The following is a 15229-nucleotide window of genomic DNA, read 5'->3' as shown; positions in this document are numbered from 1 at the left end:
CTCACCGCTGTTCGGTCAGTTCTCCGAAGAACTGCTCGAGCGCCGGCCAGATCCGGCTGCCGCCGGACAGGCCGCGCCACTCCTGCCGCACCACCGCGACCATCCGCAGGCAGTCGGCGAGCGGGACGATCCAGTGCTGCGACTGCCCGCGAACGGTGTTCACCAACAAGGCTTCCACCCCGGCGCGCATCGTGCGCAACTCGGGCCGCAGCTCGCACGCCGTCCGCCACGCCTGGGGATCCACTTCCCAGCGGGCCGCGCCGGCCGGGCTCGGGTAGTGGGCCAGGACGCTGCCGTCCGGCTGCGGCACGAAGAACGCCAGGCCCACCGGGACGCCGAGGCGGTCGGTCGGCACCGGCTCCAGCCGCACCCGCCGCCCCGGCACCAGCCGGTAGCGCCCCTCCTCGGCCTCCGTCTCCCGGCCGAACAGCAAGGTGCACGGGCGGCAGACGCACAGCACGGTCTGCGCTTCGGTGTCCAGCAGGTGCCGGTGGTCCTCCGGCACCTGCTCGCCGCACAGCTCGCACCGTTCGGGAGGCTCGGCGGGCCCGGCCGGCTCGGCGCGGGCCTCGCGGATCAGGCGGTGCAGCGCACCGGCGGTCATGCCGCCCCCCGCGGGAGCAGCAGGCTGTCCACCGGGACGAACGCCCGCTCCGGGGCCCGCCGCACCTCGCTCAGCTCGGGCGCGGCCGCCAGCACCGCCTCCCGGACCGCCGCCTCCACCGCTCCGGCCGAGGAGCCGCAGCCCTTGACGGTCAGCCGCACCTCGGCGACCCCGCCGTCGACCCCGGCCAGCTCGGCCTGCACGCCCCGCTCGCGCAGCGCCTGCAGGGCCCGTGCCGCCCGGCGTTCCGGCGGCTCCGGGTGCAGGTCGTGCAGCACCAGCAGGTGGCCGAGCAGCTCGTCGTCGAGCAGCGGCTCCGGTGGTACCAGGTCCAGCACCCGGGCCAGCGCCTCGCCGTAGACCTCGGTGAGGGTCCGGACCGCCGCGAGCGCCGCCTCGCCGCCCGGTCCGGGCACCGCCTCGACCCGCTCCAGCAGCTCGTCCAGCCGGGCCAGCCGCTGCTCCACCGCCTGGGCGTCCAGCCGTCCCTCAGCCATGGGACGCCCCGTAGGTGGGGGTGTGCATCCGGGTGAGCTCCTTGCCCTTGCCGAGGTACATGTGCACCCCGCACGGCAGACAGGGGTCGAAGCTGCGCACGGTGCGCATGATGTCGATGCCCTTGAAGTCGTCCGGCCCGTTCTCCTCGAAGATCGGCTGCCCCTGCACGGCGTCCTCGTACGGGCCGGGGGTGCCGAAGCTGTCCCGGGGGCTGGCGTTCCACGGGGTCGGCGGGTAGGGGTGGTAGTTGGCGATCTTCTTGTCGCGGATCACCAGGTGGTGCGAGAGCACGCCGCGCACGGCCTCGTGGAAGCCGCAGCCGATCGCCTCGTCCGGCACCTCGAAGTCGGTGAAGACCCTGGTGTCACCGGCCCTGACCATGCCCATCGCCCGCTCCACGAAGAACAGCGCCATCGCCGCCGAGTACGCCACGAAGTACGGCCGGGCCCGGTCGCGCTCGATGGTGTTGCTCCACTGCGGGATCTTCCACTCGAAGGTCATCTCGGGCAGTTCCTCGCCCTTCGGCAGCGAGATCCGCACGCCCTGCCCGGTCGCCTTGACGTACGGGGTGTCCACCAGCCCGCTGAGCGCCGTCGACCAGAGCCGGGCCAGCGGGCCGCCGCCGGTGTCCAGGGCCAGGTGCTCGCCGGTCTGCTGGTGGTACCAGCGCGGGCTCATCACCCAGCTGTACTTGCCGCCGTTCAGGTCGCGCTTCTGCGGCACCGGCACGGTGGTCTGGTTCCAGGGGTGGCGCATGTCGACCGGGTTGCCGAGCGGGTCGTGGGTGACGAACGGGTCCTCGTTGACCCAGTCCTCGTAGTAGGAGCTGCCGAGCAGGATCCGCAGCCCCAGGTTGATGTCGACCAGGTTGTTGGTGACCAGTTTGCCGTCCACCACGATGCCGGGGGTGACGTACATCGCCTTCCCCCACTCGTTCATGTTCGCGTACTTGTAGTCGCAGACCTCGTAGTCCTGCCAGGCGCCCCAGCAGCCGAGCAGGATGCGCCGGCGCCCGACCTCCTCGTAGCCCGGCAGTGCCTCGTAGAAGAAGTCGAAGACGTCGTCGTTCATCGCGACCGACTTCTTGACGAAGTCGATCACCCGGATCAGCCGGGACAGGTAGTCGGTGAACAGGGTGGGCGTCGGCATCGTGCCCACGCCGCCCGGGTAGAGCGTGGAGGGGTGCACGTGCCGGCCCTCCATCAGGCAGAACATCTCGCGGGTGATCCGGCTGATCCGCAGCGCCTGCTTGTAGACCTCGCCCTCGAACGGGTTGAAGGACCGCATCAGGTCGGCGATCGTCCGGTAGCCGTGGATGCCCGCGTTGGGCGCCTCGGTGCGCTCCGCCCGGGCCAGCAGACCGGGGTTGGTCTCCTTGACCATGGCCTCGCAGAAGTCCACGAACACCAGGTTGTCCTGGAAGATCGTGTGGTCGAACAGGTACTCGGCGGCCTCACCGAGGTTGACGATCGACTCGCCGAGCGGCGGGGGTTTCACCCCGTACGCCATCTGCTGGGCGTAGTTGGAGCAGGTGGTGTGGTTGTCACCGCAGATGCCGCAGATGCGGCTGGTGATGAAGCCGGCGTCCCGGGGGTCCTTGCCCTTCATGAACACCGAGTAGCCGCGGAACAGGGAGGAGGTGCTGTGGCACTCCGTCACCTCCCTGTTGGCGAAGTCCACCTTGGTGTAGATGCCGAGGTTGCCGATGATCCGGGTGATCGGGTCCCACGACATCTCCACGATCTGCGGCGGCTTGCGCTGCCCGGTCGCGCGCGGGGGCTCGGTCGTCGTCATGTGCCTTCCTTCGGGGCCGGGGTCGCTCAGGGACGCCAGTGCGGGTCGTAACCGCTGGTCAGCTCGGAACCGCGGTGCCGCCAGCGCGGCTCCCGGTTCACGGCCATGTTGGTGATGCCGCGCAGCCGCCGGATGACCGCTCCGTACGGCTTGATGAGCATCGGGGACAGGCTGCCGCCGGACGGCTCGTCCATGAACGGCATGAAGGTGTCGGGGAAGCCCGGCATGGTGCAGCCGATGCAGATGCCGCCCACGTTCGGGCAGCCGCCGATCCCGGCCATCCAGCCGCGCTTCGGCACGTTGCAGTTGACGACCGGCCCCCAGCAGCCCACCTTCACCTGGCACTTGGGCGAGTTGTACTCGCGGGCGAAGTTGCCCTGCTCGTAGTAGCCGGCCCGGTCGCAGCCCTCGTGGACGGTCCTGCCGAAAAGCCACTGCGGGCGCAGGTTGGCGTCGAGCGGGGGCGGCGGGGCGGCGCCGGCCGCGTGGTAGAGCACCCAGGTGAGGGTCTCCATGAAGTTCTCCGGCTGGATCGGGCAGCCCGGCACGTTGACGATCGGCAGCCCGCCGGTGGACTTGAAGTCCCACCCGAGGTAGTCCGCCAGGCCCATCGCGCCGGTCGGGTTGCCGGCCATCGCGTGGATGCCGCCGTATGTCGCGCAGGTGCCGGCCGCGACCACCGCCCACGCCTTGGGCGCGAGGTGGTCCAGCCACCAGTTGAGGGTGAGCGGCTCGCCGGTCTCCAGGTCATTGCCGAAGGAGGTCCAGTAGCCGTCGCCCTCGATGATGTCCTGGTTGGGGATCGAGCCCTCGATGACCAGGATGAACGGGTTCGGCGACTCGCCCCGGGCGGCGGCCCGGTAGGGGGCGAGGAACTCCTCGCCGCCCAGCGTGGGCGAGAGCACCTTGTTGTACAGGTTGACCTTGGGCAGGCCGGGGATCAGGCCGAGCACCACGTCCTCGATGGCGGGCTGGTCGGCGGCGGTCAGCGACACGGTGTCGCCGTCGCAGCTCAGGCCCTCGGAGATCCACAGGATGTCGATCTCCGGGAAGCCCTGCCGCTGGTCCGCGCGGCTCGGTGTCCCGCTGGTGCTGGTGGTACCGCTTTCGATCGTCATGTCCTCGGCCTTCCTTGCAGCCGGTCACGCAGTCGGTCGTAGGCCGCGGCCACCGGGCCGGCCGGCATCAGGGCGGGCGCGGCCGGGTAGTCGCGGAACAGCTGCTCCACCATGCGGTGGTCATGTTCCAGGAGTTCGATGGTGTCCATCGGACCTCGTCTCGTCGGGGGTGGTGCCGAGCGGTCGCACCTCGTCCGGCCGGAAGTAGCGGTACCGGCCGTACCAGCCGTGCAACTCGGCGCCGGGATCGTCGTCGACCGTGACGGCGAGGTGGACGCTGCCGTCCACGTCGTGGAAGACCGCCGCCACCTCGGCCGTGCGCCCGGCCAGGAACATGTCCTGCGCGTCGCTGCCCCGGCCGTGCGGCCGCAGCTCGACCCGGCTGCCGCGGGCGAGGGAGACGCCGTCGACCAGCACCCGGTCGGTGGCCGGTGCGAGGCCGTCGTCCCCGCCCTCCTCCCACCAGGGCGCCCGGGCGGCGGGCTCGGGGCGCGCGCCGGGCTCCGGGCGCCCGGCGGGCCGAAGGGAGCGGATCGCGCCGTGCAGGCGGGTGAAGACCTCCGGCGGCATGGTGTCCACCCGGTCGAGGATCTCGGCGGCCCGCCGGTCGGTGGCCCGGGCCTCGCGCTTCTCCTCGTCGGTGAGCAGCATGGTGCGCAGCGAGAGGATCTCGTCGATCTCCCCGGCGTCGTGGAGGTCGCCGGGGCTCTCCGGGGCGATCCGCGGCTGGTCGGGCAGGATGATCGGCGAGGAGAGCACCGCCCGGTCGGCGTCGGCCGGCACCGGATAGGTGTGCAGGTTCCGGCAGGCCCGGGCGTGCTCGGCTGCCCGCTCCGGCGGGTCGGTCAGCGAGAGGAAGGACAGGCCGCTGCCGCCGAGGAAGGTGTGGGTGGCGACCAGGGTGTGCCGCAGCGCCTCCTCGCGGGTGGCGCCGGGCCCGACCTGGCGGCCGGTGTTCTCGGTGCGCACCCGCAGCCGGTACAGCCGCCCGTCCAGCGGCTCGGCGTGCACGGTGGTCCGCGCCTCGACCGGGTGGCACCGGCGCACCGCCCGGCCGTCCGCGTCCGGGAGCTCCTCGGTCTGCTCGCCGCCGGGCGCGCCGACCTCGAACGTCCGGTCCCCGGCCAGCAGTTCGGCCAGCGGCAGCACGAGGTCGGTCTCCCGGGGCACGGCCTCCTCGAAGCTGAGGTGGACCGCGTCGGGCGCCTGGAGCGACTCCACCGGTTCGTACCGGCCGTCCGCGGTGCGGCGCTGCACGCTCTTGTGCTGCACCTGGAGGTAGCGGACCCGGACGTGCAGCACCGCACCGGGCGCCGCCTCGGCCAGGCACTCGGTCTGCTGGTACCAGGACTCGGCGGAGCCGGCGACGGTCTCCGCCACCGGCCCGCCCGCCTCGACCCAGGGGCGCGGCGCGAGCACGCCGAACTGCCAGCGCACCCGGTTCTTGGCCGAGGAGCGGCGGTAGGGGTAGAGCAGGTAGCCCTCGTAGAGCACGGCGTCGGCCACCGGCCGCAACCGTTCGAAGACGTTCGGGTCGGCGGGCCGCGCCGGGGCGGCGGCGCCGGGCGCCGGTGTGGTGGTCATCTCGCCTCCGATCGGCCGCAGTGGCCCTGGTCCCCGGGCGTGGGGCGGGGGCCGGCCTCCGGTCGGCCCTCGCACCACGGTCACATCTCGCGGTCGCCCGCGCGCGTTCGGTTCGCCATCGGAGTGGCGTTCAGCAGATCCGGGGCAGCTGCTCGCCGAGCGGGAGGTCGACGATCCGGGTGCCGCCGAGGCCCGTACGGGCGACCACCACGCCGGGGTGGTCGGCGACGCACTCGCCGACGATCACCGTTCCGCGCCCGTCCGGATGGGCGCGCATCGCCGCGAGCACCGCCTCGGCGTGCTCGCGCGGCACGAAGGCGACCAGCCGGCCCTCGTTGGCGACGTACAGCGGGTCGAGGCCGAGGAAGGCGCAGGCGTTGGCGACCGCCTCCGGGACCGGCACCGCCCGGTCCTCCAGGACCACGCCGGTGCCGGAGGCGGCGGCAATCTCGTTGAGCGAGGCGGCCAGGCCGCCGCGGGTGGGGTCGCGCAGCACGTGCAGCTCGGGGGTGACGGCCAGCATGGCCTGGACCAGCGAGCCGAGGGCCGCGGTGTCGCTGGTCACCTCGGCGCCGAACTCCAGCCCCTCGCGCACGCTCATGATGGCGATGCCGTGCTGCCCGATCGGCCCGCTGACCATGATCACGTCGCCGGGGCGGGCCCGCTGCGGGCGGATGTCCACGCCGTCCGGGATCAGGCCGATGCCCGCGGTGGTGAGGTAGACGCCGTCGCCGTGCCCGGCGTCGACCACCTTGGTGTCCCCGGTCGCGACGGTGACGCCGGCCGCCCGGGCGGCCGCGCCGACCGCCTGCGCGACGGCGCCGACGGTGGCCAGCTCGGTGCCCTCCTCCAGCACGAACGCGCAGGACAGGTACGCCGGAACCGCGCCGCTCATCGCCAGGTCGTTGACCGTCCCGTTGACCGCGAGGTCGCCGATGCTGCCGCCGGGGAAGAACAGCGGCCGCACCACGTACGAGTCCGTGGAGAAGGCCAACCGGGCACCGCCGAGCGTCAGTTGCGCCGAGTCGCCGAGCCCCTCGAGCTGTTCGCCGCCGTACGCGGGCAGGAACAGGTGGCGGACCAGCTCGGCCGAGAGCGCGCCGCCCCCGCCGTGCCCCATCACCACCACGGGGTGGTCGCGCAGCGGGAGCGGGCAGGACCAGCCGGAGAAGTCCGGTGCGGTCTGCAGCGTGTCAGCCAACGGGCTCGGCCTCCTCGGCGCGTCGGACGGCCGGGTCGAGCCGCCGGTAGAGGTAGTACGCGGCGCAGGCGCCCTCGCTGGAGACCATGGTGGCGCCGAGCGGGGTGCGCGGGGTGCAGGCGGTGCCGAACGCCTCGCACTCGTGCGGCTTGATCAGGCCCTGGAGCACCTCGCCACTGCGGCACCGGGCGGACTCGCGGGTGGTGACCCCGGTGACGTCGAAGCGGTGCTCGGCGTCGAAGTCGCGGTACGCGTCGGAGAGCCGCCAGCCGCTGCCCGGGATGGTGCCGATGCCGCGCCAGGCGCGGTCGGTGACGGTGAAGACCTCCTGGAGCATGCGGAGCGCGGCCGGGTTGCCGGTGTCCTGGACGGCGCGCGGGTAGGCGTTCTCCACCCGGTGCTCGCCGCGCTCCAGCTGGCGGACGGCCCGGCGGATGCCCTCCAGCAGGTCCAGCGGCTCGAAGCCGGTGACCACGATCGGTACCCGGTGGCGCTCGGCGAGCTCCGGGTACTCGGTGGTGCCCATCACGCTGCACACGTGGCCGGCGGCGAGGAAGCCCTGCACCCGGCAGTCCGCGGAGCTCATGATGGCCTCGATCGCCGGTGGCACCCGCACGTGCGAGACCAGCAGGCTGAAGTTGCGCACGCCGAGGCGGCGGGCCTGGTGGACGGCCATCGCGTTGGCGGGCGCGGTGGTCTCGAAGCCGATGCCGAAGAACACCACCTCGCGCTGCGGGTTCTCCTGGGCGATCCGCAGCGCGTCGAGCGGCGAGTACACCACCCGGACGTCCCCGCCGGCGCCCTTGACCCGGTACAGGTCCCGGTCGGTGCCGGGCACCCGCAGCATGTCGCCGAAGGAGCAGAAGGTGACCTCCGGCCGGGCGGCGATGGCCAGCGCCCGGTCGATCGCCTCCAGCGGCGTGACGCACACCGGGCAGCCCGGGCCGTGGATCAGTTCGACGTCTTCCGGCAGGAGCTGGTCGATGCCGTGCCGGATGATGGAGTGCGTCTGTCCGCCGCAGACCTCCATCAGCGCCCACGGGCGGGTCACGGTGGCCCGGATGTCCTCCAGCAGCCGGCGCGCCAGGCCGGGATCGTTGAACTCCTCGATGTACTTCACGAAGCCTCCTCGGGCTGAGCCTCCGCCCGGGCCCGGGCCCAGGCGTCGCCGAACTCCTCTTCCAGCGCGCCGATCTCCTCGAACAGCCGCAGGGTCGCCAGCGCCGACTCCTCGTCCAGCCGCTGGAGGGCGAAGCCGACGTGGACGATGGCGTAGTCACCGACGGCGATCTCCGGCAGGTACTCCAGGCAGACCTCCTTCAGCACTCCGCCGAAGTCCACCCGGGCCATCCGGGTGCCGTCGCGTTCGTAGACTTCGGCCACCCGGCCGGGTACTGCCAGACACATCGGCGCACTCCTCATTTCCTCGGGGTGGTTCAGGCGCGTACGGGTTGTTCAGGCGGTCCGGGCCGCCACCAGGGCCTGCCCGAGGGCCAGCCCTCCGTCGCCGGGCGGGACGGCCCGGTGGCGCAGCACGGTGAAGCCGTCGCCGGCCAGCAGTTCGGCGGTCCAGTGGTCCAGCAGGGCATTGGTGAACACGCCGCCGGTGAGCGCCACGGTGCCGGTCCGGGTGCGTCGGCGCGCCTCCCGGCAGACCGTCAGGACCACCGCCGCGACGGCCCGGTGGAACCGGGCGGCGACCACCGGGGCGCCCGCGCCGGCCCGGACGTCCTCGGCGCAGGCGCGCAGCACGGGCGCGGGGTCGAGCAGCAGGCCGTCCGGCCCCGGCCGCAGTGCGAAGGCGTACCCGCCGGCGTCCACGGCCCGTACGGCCGCCGCCTCCAGCTCGATCGCGGCCTGCGCCTCGAACCCCGCGTCGTGGCAGACGCCGGCCAGCGAGGAGACCGCGTCGAACAGGCGGCCCATGCTGGAGGTAGGCGGGCAGTTGAGGCCTCGTTCCAGCTGACGGGCCAGCAGCCGGCGCAGCTCGGGCGGGCGGGCGGCGGTGCACGGAAGGTGCTCGGCCCAGGGCAGGCCGGCCGCGCGCAGGTGGGCGAGCGCCATCCGCCAGGGCTCGCGGACCGCGGTGTCGCCGCCGGGCAGCGGGACGTACGCCAGGTGGGCGAAGCGCCGGTGGCCGGCGTAGTCGGCGAGCAGCACCTCACCGCCCCACACCGCGCCGTCCTCGCCGTATCCGGTCCCGTCGAAGGCGACGCCGATCACCGGCGCGCTGCCGTCCAGGCCGTGCTCGGCCATCGCGGCGGCGACGTGCGCGTGGTGGTGCTGAACCCGGGCGACGGGGCGCTCGCCGGCGTTGCGCCGCGCCCAGCGCGCGGAGGCGTAGCCGGGGTGCCGGTCGGCGGCCAGCAGCTGGGGTTCGACGCCGGTCAGCGTGCGCAGGTGCCGTTCCGCGCGTTCGAAGGAGCGCTGGGTGGAGAGCTCGCCGAGGTCGCCGATGTGGCCGGACAGCCAGGCGGAGCGGCCCTCGGCCAGGCAGAGGGCGTTCTTGAGGTCGCCGCCGACCGCCAGCACCGGGCGCAGGTCGAGCGGCAACTCGATCCGGGCGGGTGCGAAACCCCTCGAGCGCCGTAGGATCATCGGCTCGCCGTCCGGGCGGGCCCGGACCACCGAGTCGTCGCACGGAACGGCGATCGGCCGGTCGTGCCACAGCCAGGCGTCGGCCAGGCCGGCCAGCCTCTCGAACGCCTCGCCGTCATCGGTGACCAGCGGCTCGCCGGAGCGGTTCGCGCTGGTCACCACCAGCACACCCGGGCCGGGCGGGTCTCCGGGCAGGCCGAACAGCAGCCGGTGCACCGGCGTGTACGGCAGCAGCACGCCCACGTCCGGGCTGCCCGGGCAGACCTCCGGCGCCAGCGCGCCGCCCGGGTCCGTGCGGCGCAGCAGCACGATCGGCCGGGCCCGGCCGGTCAGCAGCGCCTCCTCCGCCGGGCCGACCCGGCCCAGCCGGGCGGCCGTCGCCACGTCCGGCGCCATCACGGCGAACGGCTTGTCGCCCCGGGCCTTGCGGCGGCGCAGTTCCCGGACGGCCTCCCGGTGCGCGGCCGCGCACACCAGGTGGTAGCCGCCGACGCCCTTGACGGCGACGATCGCCCCGGCGGCGAGCATCCGCCGGGCCGTGGCCAGGGCGGGCGAGCCCTCGGTCGAGGTGCCGTCACCGGTCAGTCGCAGCACCGGCCCGCAGGCCCAGCAGGCCACCGGCTGGGCGTGGAACCGACGGTCCGCCGGGTCGCGGTACTCGCGCTCGCACTCGCGGCACAGCGGGAAGCCCGCCATCGTGGTGGCGGGCCGGTCGTACGGCAGGGCCGTGGTGACGGTGAACCGCGGGCCGCAGTGGGTGCAGCTGATGAACGGGTGCCGGTGGCGGCGGTCGGTGGGGTCGGCGAGTTCGGCCAGGCAGGCGGCGCAGGTCGCGGCGTCGGGCGGGACCATGGTGCGGCCCGCACCGGGCTGGGACGGGCGGATGGTGAACCCGCGGGTGCCGGCCGGCGGGGCGCTCGCGCACCGGACGGTGGCGATCTCGGCGAGCGGCGGGGCCTCGGAGCGCAGCAGGCGGACGAACTCCGCCACCGTGCGGTCCGGCCCCTCGACGTCGATCACCACTCCGGCCGAGGTGTTGGCCACCTCTCCCGCCAGGCCCAGCCGGCTCGCCAGCGCGTGCACGAACGGCCGGAAGCCGACGCCCTGGACCACGCCGGTGACGGTGAGCACGCGGCGGACCGGGCCCTGGGGCGGGGCCGCCGGGTCCGTGCCGACGGGGCGGCCGGTGGCGTCAGTGGTGTGCGGCGGCATGGTGGTGCTGCCCGTCTGCCGCGGCGCGGGCCAGAACAGGCTGGTGGACGGCCGCTCCCCCGTTCACCGTCTCCCACAGCCGACCGATGCCCTGCTCCGTGCGCGCCGAGGTCTCCAGCAGGGGCACGCCGGGATTCACCCGGTCGACGTGCCCGCGGAAGGCCGGCTCGTCGAAGCCCGCGGCCTGCGCCAGGTCGGACTTGGTGAGCACGACCAGGTTCGCCGAACCGAAGGCGTTCGGGTACTTGACGGGCTTGTCCTCGCCCTCGGTCACCGACATCAGGACGACCCGCAGCTCCTCCCCGAGGTCGTACGAGGACGGGCACACCAGGTTGCCGATGTTCTCCACGAACAGCAGCCGGGTGCCGTCCGGCAGCCAGCCGTCCAGGTGGCCGCGCAACTGGGCCGCCTCCAGGTGGCACAGGCCGCCGGTGAGGACCTGCTTGACCGGGGCGCCGGAGCGGGCCAGGCGGCGGGCGTCGTTCTCGGTGGCGAGGTCGGCGGTGATCGCGGCGACCGGTACGCCGTCCTCGACGGCCCGCGTCAGGAGCCGTTCCAGCAGGGCGGTCTTGCCGCTGCCCGGACTGGACAGCAGGTTCACCAGGACGACGTCCCGTTCCCGGAGGTCCGCGCGCAGCGCCGCCGCCAGGGCGTCGTTCTTCGCGAGGACCGCGTGCTGCACCTCATGGACTCGGCACATCGCCGGCCACCTCCCGCTCGTCGGCGCCCTCCGCCGTCCCCAGGACGACGGCGGCGATCTCCAGTTCCCGTCCGGACGCGCACTCCACGGACCCGCCGCCGCACGCCGGGCACCGCAGGTCGAGCGGCGGCCGGACGGCGAACTCCCGCTCGCACGGCCGGCACCGCACCACCGCGGGCACGTGCTCGATCGCCAGGCGGGCACCCGCGAGGGCCGTCCCCTCGCAGACCACCGCGAACGAGAAGTCCAGTGCCTCGGCCTCCACTCCGGCCAGCGCACCGACCCGCAGCCGGACCTCCTCGACCCGCTCGCCGGGGTACCCGGCCGCGAACTCCTCCACCGCCTCCACCACGGACAGCGCGATCGACAGCTCGTGCACCTGCGCTCCGGGGACTCGTACGGCCGACAGTGGAAACCATGCCCGCCCACGCTAGGAACCCGTCCGGGTCCGCCCCCGGCGCTGCGGCGGCGGACCGGCACCGAGTCCACCCGCATGGCCCCATTTCGGACCGGCCGCCCTGATCCCCGTCGGTGGACCGGCCGTGCGCACGCCGTCGATCCCGGCCGCGCCTCGGGCGCCGGGCGGGTTGCCTTGGGACGCGCTCGTTCAGGGACCGTGCACGCGGTAGCGCTCCGCGTCCGCCCACCTGACGTCCAGCCCGAAGCCCGGGCGGTCCCGGTCGGGGCGCAGCGCGCCGCCCTCCGGCCGGAGCGTGCCGTCGAGCAGCATGCCCTCCAGCCGGACGTGGTCGTGGAAGTACTCCAGGTGGCGCAGCCGGTCGACCGCGCAGAAGCCGTGGGCGGAGAGCGCGGGCGCGCAGTGCCCGGACAGGTCGATGTCGTGGGCGGCGGCGAGTCCGGCGACCTGGAGCAGGCCGGTGATGCCGCCGCAGCGGGTGATGTCGGCCTGGAGGCAGTCGACGGCGTCGGCTTCCAGGAGGGTGGCGAAGTCGGTGAGGAGGTAGCCGTACTCGCCGGCGGTGATCTCGGGGCGGCCGGCCGTGTGTTCCCGCACGGTCCGCAGGCCGCGCGGGTTCAGGGAGCTGACGGGCTCCTCGAACCAGCGGACGTCCCACTCCTCGGCGAAGCGCCGCGCCCAGTGCACGGCCTCGGTGCGGTTCAGGGCGCCGTTGGCGTCGGCGAACAGCTCGGTGTCGTCCCCGACGGCCCGGCGGACGGCGCGCAGTCGTTCGGGGTCCTGGTCGGGGTGGCGGGAGGTCTTGAGTTTGACCCGGGGGATGCCCTGGGCGGCCCATCCGGACAGCTGGTCCGCGAGCCGGTCCAGGGGGTAGTTGGTGAAGCCACCGCTGCCGTAGACGGGCACCCGGTCGTGGAAGGAGGGCAGCAGGTCCACGACCGGGAGCTCCAGCAGGCGCGCCTTGAGGTCCCACAGCGCGTGGTCGACGGCCGAGACGGCCATCGCACCGGCGCCCGGTTGCCCGGCGTTGCGGGTGGCACGCCGCATCCGCTGCCAGACGGCGGGCGGGGCGAGCGCGTCGGCACCGACGGCGAGGGGCACCAGCTTGGACTCGGCGAAGACCGCGGTGGAGACGTCGGCGTAGGTGTAGCCGATGCCGGTGCGGCCTCCGCCACGGGCCTCGACCAGGACCATGGTGGTCGAGTCCCACTCCAGGGTGCCGTCCTGTTCGGTGCCGTCCGGTCCGTCGGTGGGGACGGTGAAGGCGTGCACGGCGAGGTGGTCCACCTGGACGGGATCGGTCATCGCAGGACTCCTGGGACGGCGGCCGTCAGTGGGCGCTGCAGCACGAAATCCGCGACCTGTGGCATCGTCCCGTCCCTCTCTTCCGTCCGTGTCCCCGCTCCCGTTCGCGCCTGCCCGGAGCGCCCTCGGCGAAACGGCCGGCCTCGGGCTCGGCCTCGGCGGAGGGTGGCGTCGAAGGCCCGAACCACCCGCCCATGCCTGCTCTTCTGGACGAACGCGCCTGGAACCGCGTTCCGGCTGGACGATCGTCAGGTCTGGCGGGGCGAGCGGGTGGGCATACAAGGGGCAACCGGCGACGGGCCCGACCGCGACTCCCCCACGAGTGCGATCGGGCCCCTGCCGGCAACCGGGCCTGGGCGTGACTCCCCCCACGGAGTGGCGGCCAGGCCCGCTGATTTCTCAACCAGCGACACGCAGCGTACATGCCATCTCTACTCAACGCTACCTGGCGGTCGAGGATGGCCGACCGGCACTCCGTCCGCTGCCCTGGAGCGCGGGCGGGCCCGCTTGCTCGGTGGCCGCGATGGCCCGCCGCAGGGTGTCCCGGGCCTGGTCCAACTCCTCGGCGCGCCGGTCGAGTTCGGCGAGCTGGGTGCGCAGTTTGGTGAGCACGCCCGGGCAGGCGAGCAGCGGGCCGTCCGGCTGGCCGCAGGGCAGGACCTGGCCGATCAGCCGGGTGGGCAGGCCCGCGGCGAGCAGGGCGCGGATCTGGCGGACGGTCTGCTCGGCCGAGGGCTCGTAGTCGCGGTAGCCGTTGGGCAGTCGGGCCGAGCTGAGCAGCCCGGCCGACTCGTAGTACCGGATCAGGCGCTCGCTGGTGCCGGTGCGCTGGGACAGCTGCCCGATCCGCATGGTCGTTCGCTCCTCGTTCGGCTTGACCTTGTCACGGTGTCAGGGTTGAAGACTAGGCCACGGCGACGGGAGGTCGCCCCCGAGGGACGGCACTTGACCAGGAGAAACCGTTGATCATCGACGCGCACAGCCACGTTCACGACCCGCTGGACAGCCACCTCGCGCTGCTCGACGAGGCGGGGGTCGACCGCGCGGTGCTCTTCGGTACCCGGCCGCATCCGGAGCGGGCCGTCGATCTGGCCTCGTTCAAGCGGGAGATGGACGTGCTGCACGCGACGGTCAGCGGGCGGTCCGCCGGTGCCGAGGCGCACGAGGCGGCGGTGCGGGAGCTGGCGGCGGCCTGCGCGGCGCACCCGGACCGGTTCATCGGCTTCGGCAAGGTGCGGCTGGACGTACCGGCCGAACGGATCGCCGCGGAGGTGGAGCGGGACGTGGTCGCCCGGGGCTTCCGGGGCATCGGCGAGCTGACCCCACCGCCGGACGGCGCGGGCCTGATCGAGCCGGTCCTGCGCGCATCGGCCGACCACGGCGGACTGCCGGTCGTGGTGCACGGGTTCGCGCCGACCACCGCCGGCGACCTGGCGACGCTGGCCGGCCTCGCCCGCCGCCACCCGAGCGTGCCGGTGGTGATCAGCCAGCTCGGCGGCCTCAACTGGCTGACGGCCATCGAGCTGGCCCGGGAGACCCCGAACCTCTACCTGGAACTGTCCACCACCAACGTCGTGTTCGCACTCCGGCTGGCCCTCCGGGAGGTGCCCGACCGGACGGTCTTCGGCTCGGACGCCCCGTACGGGGACCCGGTCCTGACCCGCGCCCTCGTCGAGCGCGTCACCTCGCCCGGCGAACTGCGCGACCGCGTCCTCGGCGGCACCTTCGCCGAACTCATCGGCCTCTGAGCCGGGTTGGGTCACCCCGCAGGATTTCCGCTCGCCCCTCACGGGGGTGGGGGCGAGCGGTTCTGCCCCGTTCAGAGGCACCGGCCCGGGCGGGCGACGACGGCCGTGCGTCAGACTGTTCGCCGTTGGGAGTGCGCGGCGCGGGAGGGGCAACGGTGGACGGGGACCTCGTCGGACGGTTGGGGGCGGCACTGGGCTGCGGTGAGACGGCGGCCCTGCCCCTCGGGCCCGGTCACCACCGCCTGGTCGTGCCGGACGGGTCGGCGGGGCGGTTCGCCGTCGACGTCCTCGGCGACGGCGGGACGGCCCACCGGGTGGTCCACCTGCTGCCGGGCGGCGGCCTCAACGTCGCCGCCAACTACGGGACCGCGCAGGGCAGGAGCCTCGCCCGCTTCCTCGCCGACCACGGGTACCTGGTCATCGGCACCACCCCGCGCGAGGACGCGCTG

Annotated in this window: 16 protein-coding genes; 1 reads left to right on the top strand and 15 read right to left on the bottom strand. The window is 73.9% G+C overall.

The features are described 5' to 3' along the window. Position 1: 1 nt before the first annotated feature. The 14 genes from HS99_RS00955 to HS99_RS00895 form a co-directional block, all read right to left on the bottom strand. A complete protein-coding gene (locus HS99_RS00955; protein WP_030284885.1) occupies positions 2-604 on the bottom strand; it encodes a DUF5947 family protein in 603 nt (200 codons plus the stop codon). Further along, positions 601-1101, bottom strand: coding sequence for a NifU-related iron-sulfur-binding protein (locus HS99_RS00950; RefSeq protein ID WP_030550264.1), 501 nt, complete (start codon positions 1099-1101; stop codon positions 601-603). The genes HS99_RS00955 and HS99_RS00950 overlap by 4 nt, the downstream gene beginning before the upstream one ends. Further along, complete coding sequence (locus tag HS99_RS00945) at positions 1094-2896, bottom strand: nickel-dependent hydrogenase large subunit (RefSeq protein ID WP_030284889.1); 1803 nt, start codon at positions 2894-2896, stop codon at positions 1094-1096. Before HS99_RS00945 ends, HS99_RS00950 begins: the two co-directional genes overlap by 8 nt. 26 nt (positions 2897-2922) lie before the next feature. Then, a complete protein-coding gene (locus tag HS99_RS00940; RefSeq protein ID WP_030284891.1) occupies positions 2923-4014 on the bottom strand; it encodes an NADH-quinone oxidoreductase subunit B family protein in 1092 nt (363 codons plus the stop codon). Further along, positions 4011-4163 carry a hypothetical protein gene (locus tag HS99_RS44430; RefSeq protein ID WP_158876460.1) on the bottom strand — a complete coding sequence of 51 codons (153 nt, stop codon included), beginning with the start codon at positions 4161-4163 and terminating at the stop codon, positions 4011-4013. Before HS99_RS44430 ends, HS99_RS00940 begins: the two co-directional genes overlap by 4 nt. Beyond that, the gene (locus tag HS99_RS00935) at positions 4135-5598 is read right to left on the bottom strand and encodes a hypothetical protein (RefSeq protein WP_030550263.1); all 1464 of its coding nucleotides are present in this window, start codon (positions 5596-5598) and stop codon (positions 4135-4137) included. Before HS99_RS00935 ends, HS99_RS44430 begins: the two co-directional genes overlap by 29 nt. A gap of 130 nt (positions 5599-5728) precedes the next feature. Then, positions 5729-6799, bottom strand: coding sequence for a hydrogenase expression/formation protein HypE (gene hypE, locus HS99_RS00930; protein ID WP_030284896.1), 1071 nt, complete (start codon positions 6797-6799; stop codon positions 5729-5731). Then, positions 6792-7919, bottom strand: coding sequence for a hydrogenase formation protein HypD (gene hypD / locus HS99_RS00925; RefSeq protein WP_030284898.1), 1128 nt, complete (start codon positions 7917-7919; stop codon positions 6792-6794). Before hypD ends, hypE begins: the two co-directional genes overlap by 8 nt. Then, positions 7916-8206 carry a HypC/HybG/HupF family hydrogenase formation chaperone gene (locus tag HS99_RS00920; RefSeq protein WP_030284900.1) on the bottom strand — a complete coding sequence of 97 codons (291 nt, stop codon included), beginning with the start codon at positions 8204-8206 and terminating at the stop codon, positions 7916-7918. Before HS99_RS00920 ends, hypD begins: the two co-directional genes overlap by 4 nt. A gap of 48 nt (positions 8207-8254) precedes the next feature. Then, positions 8255-10609 carry a carbamoyltransferase HypF gene (gene hypF / locus HS99_RS00915; protein ID WP_046387043.1) on the bottom strand — a complete coding sequence of 785 codons (2355 nt, stop codon included), beginning with the start codon at positions 10607-10609 and terminating at the stop codon, positions 8255-8257. After that, positions 10590-11309 (bottom strand): hydrogenase nickel incorporation protein HypB, encoded by a 720-nt coding sequence (gene hypB, locus HS99_RS00910; RefSeq protein ID WP_030550261.1) that lies wholly within the window; start codon positions 11307-11309, stop codon positions 10590-10592. Before hypB ends, hypF begins: the two co-directional genes overlap by 20 nt. Then, entirely contained in the window at positions 11293-11688 is a 396-nt protein-coding gene (hypA, locus tag HS99_RS00905) for a hydrogenase maturation nickel metallochaperone HypA (RefSeq protein WP_063737758.1), read from the bottom strand. The genes hypB and hypA overlap by 17 nt, the downstream gene beginning before the upstream one ends. A gap of 228 nt (positions 11689-11916) precedes the next feature. Further along, on the bottom strand, positions 11917-13032 hold the full coding sequence (locus HS99_RS00900) for an enolase C-terminal domain-like protein (protein ID WP_030550260.1): 1116 nt from the start codon (positions 13030-13032) through the stop codon (positions 11917-11919). Between the two features lie 441 nt (positions 13033-13473). Then, the gene (locus HS99_RS00895) at positions 13474-13884 is read right to left on the bottom strand and encodes a MerR family transcriptional regulator (RefSeq protein WP_030284907.1); all 411 of its coding nucleotides are present in this window, start codon (positions 13882-13884) and stop codon (positions 13474-13476) included. Between the two features lie 110 nt (positions 13885-13994). Here HS99_RS00895 and HS99_RS00890 point away from each other — a divergent pair, with 110 nt between their 5' ends. After that, positions 13995-14780 (top strand): amidohydrolase family protein, encoded by a 786-nt coding sequence (locus tag HS99_RS00890; protein ID WP_030550258.1) that lies wholly within the window; start codon positions 13995-13997, stop codon positions 14778-14780. Between the two features lie 110 nt (positions 14781-14890). On the opposite strand, the gene HS99_RS43870 is transcribed toward HS99_RS00890, so the two are convergent. Beyond that, positions 14891-15187, bottom strand: coding sequence for a hypothetical protein (locus HS99_RS43870; RefSeq protein ID WP_141763629.1), 297 nt, complete (start codon positions 15185-15187; stop codon positions 14891-14893). Positions 15188-15229 lie beyond the last annotated feature (42 nt).

It is taken from the genome of Kitasatospora aureofaciens (assembly GCF_001188955.3).
Lineage (GTDB): Bacteria > Actinomycetota > Actinomycetes > Streptomycetales > Streptomycetaceae > Kitasatospora > Kitasatospora aureofaciens.
The sequence above is the reverse complement of the archived record's forward strand: the minus strand, read 5'-3'. Positions and strand labels throughout refer to the sequence as shown.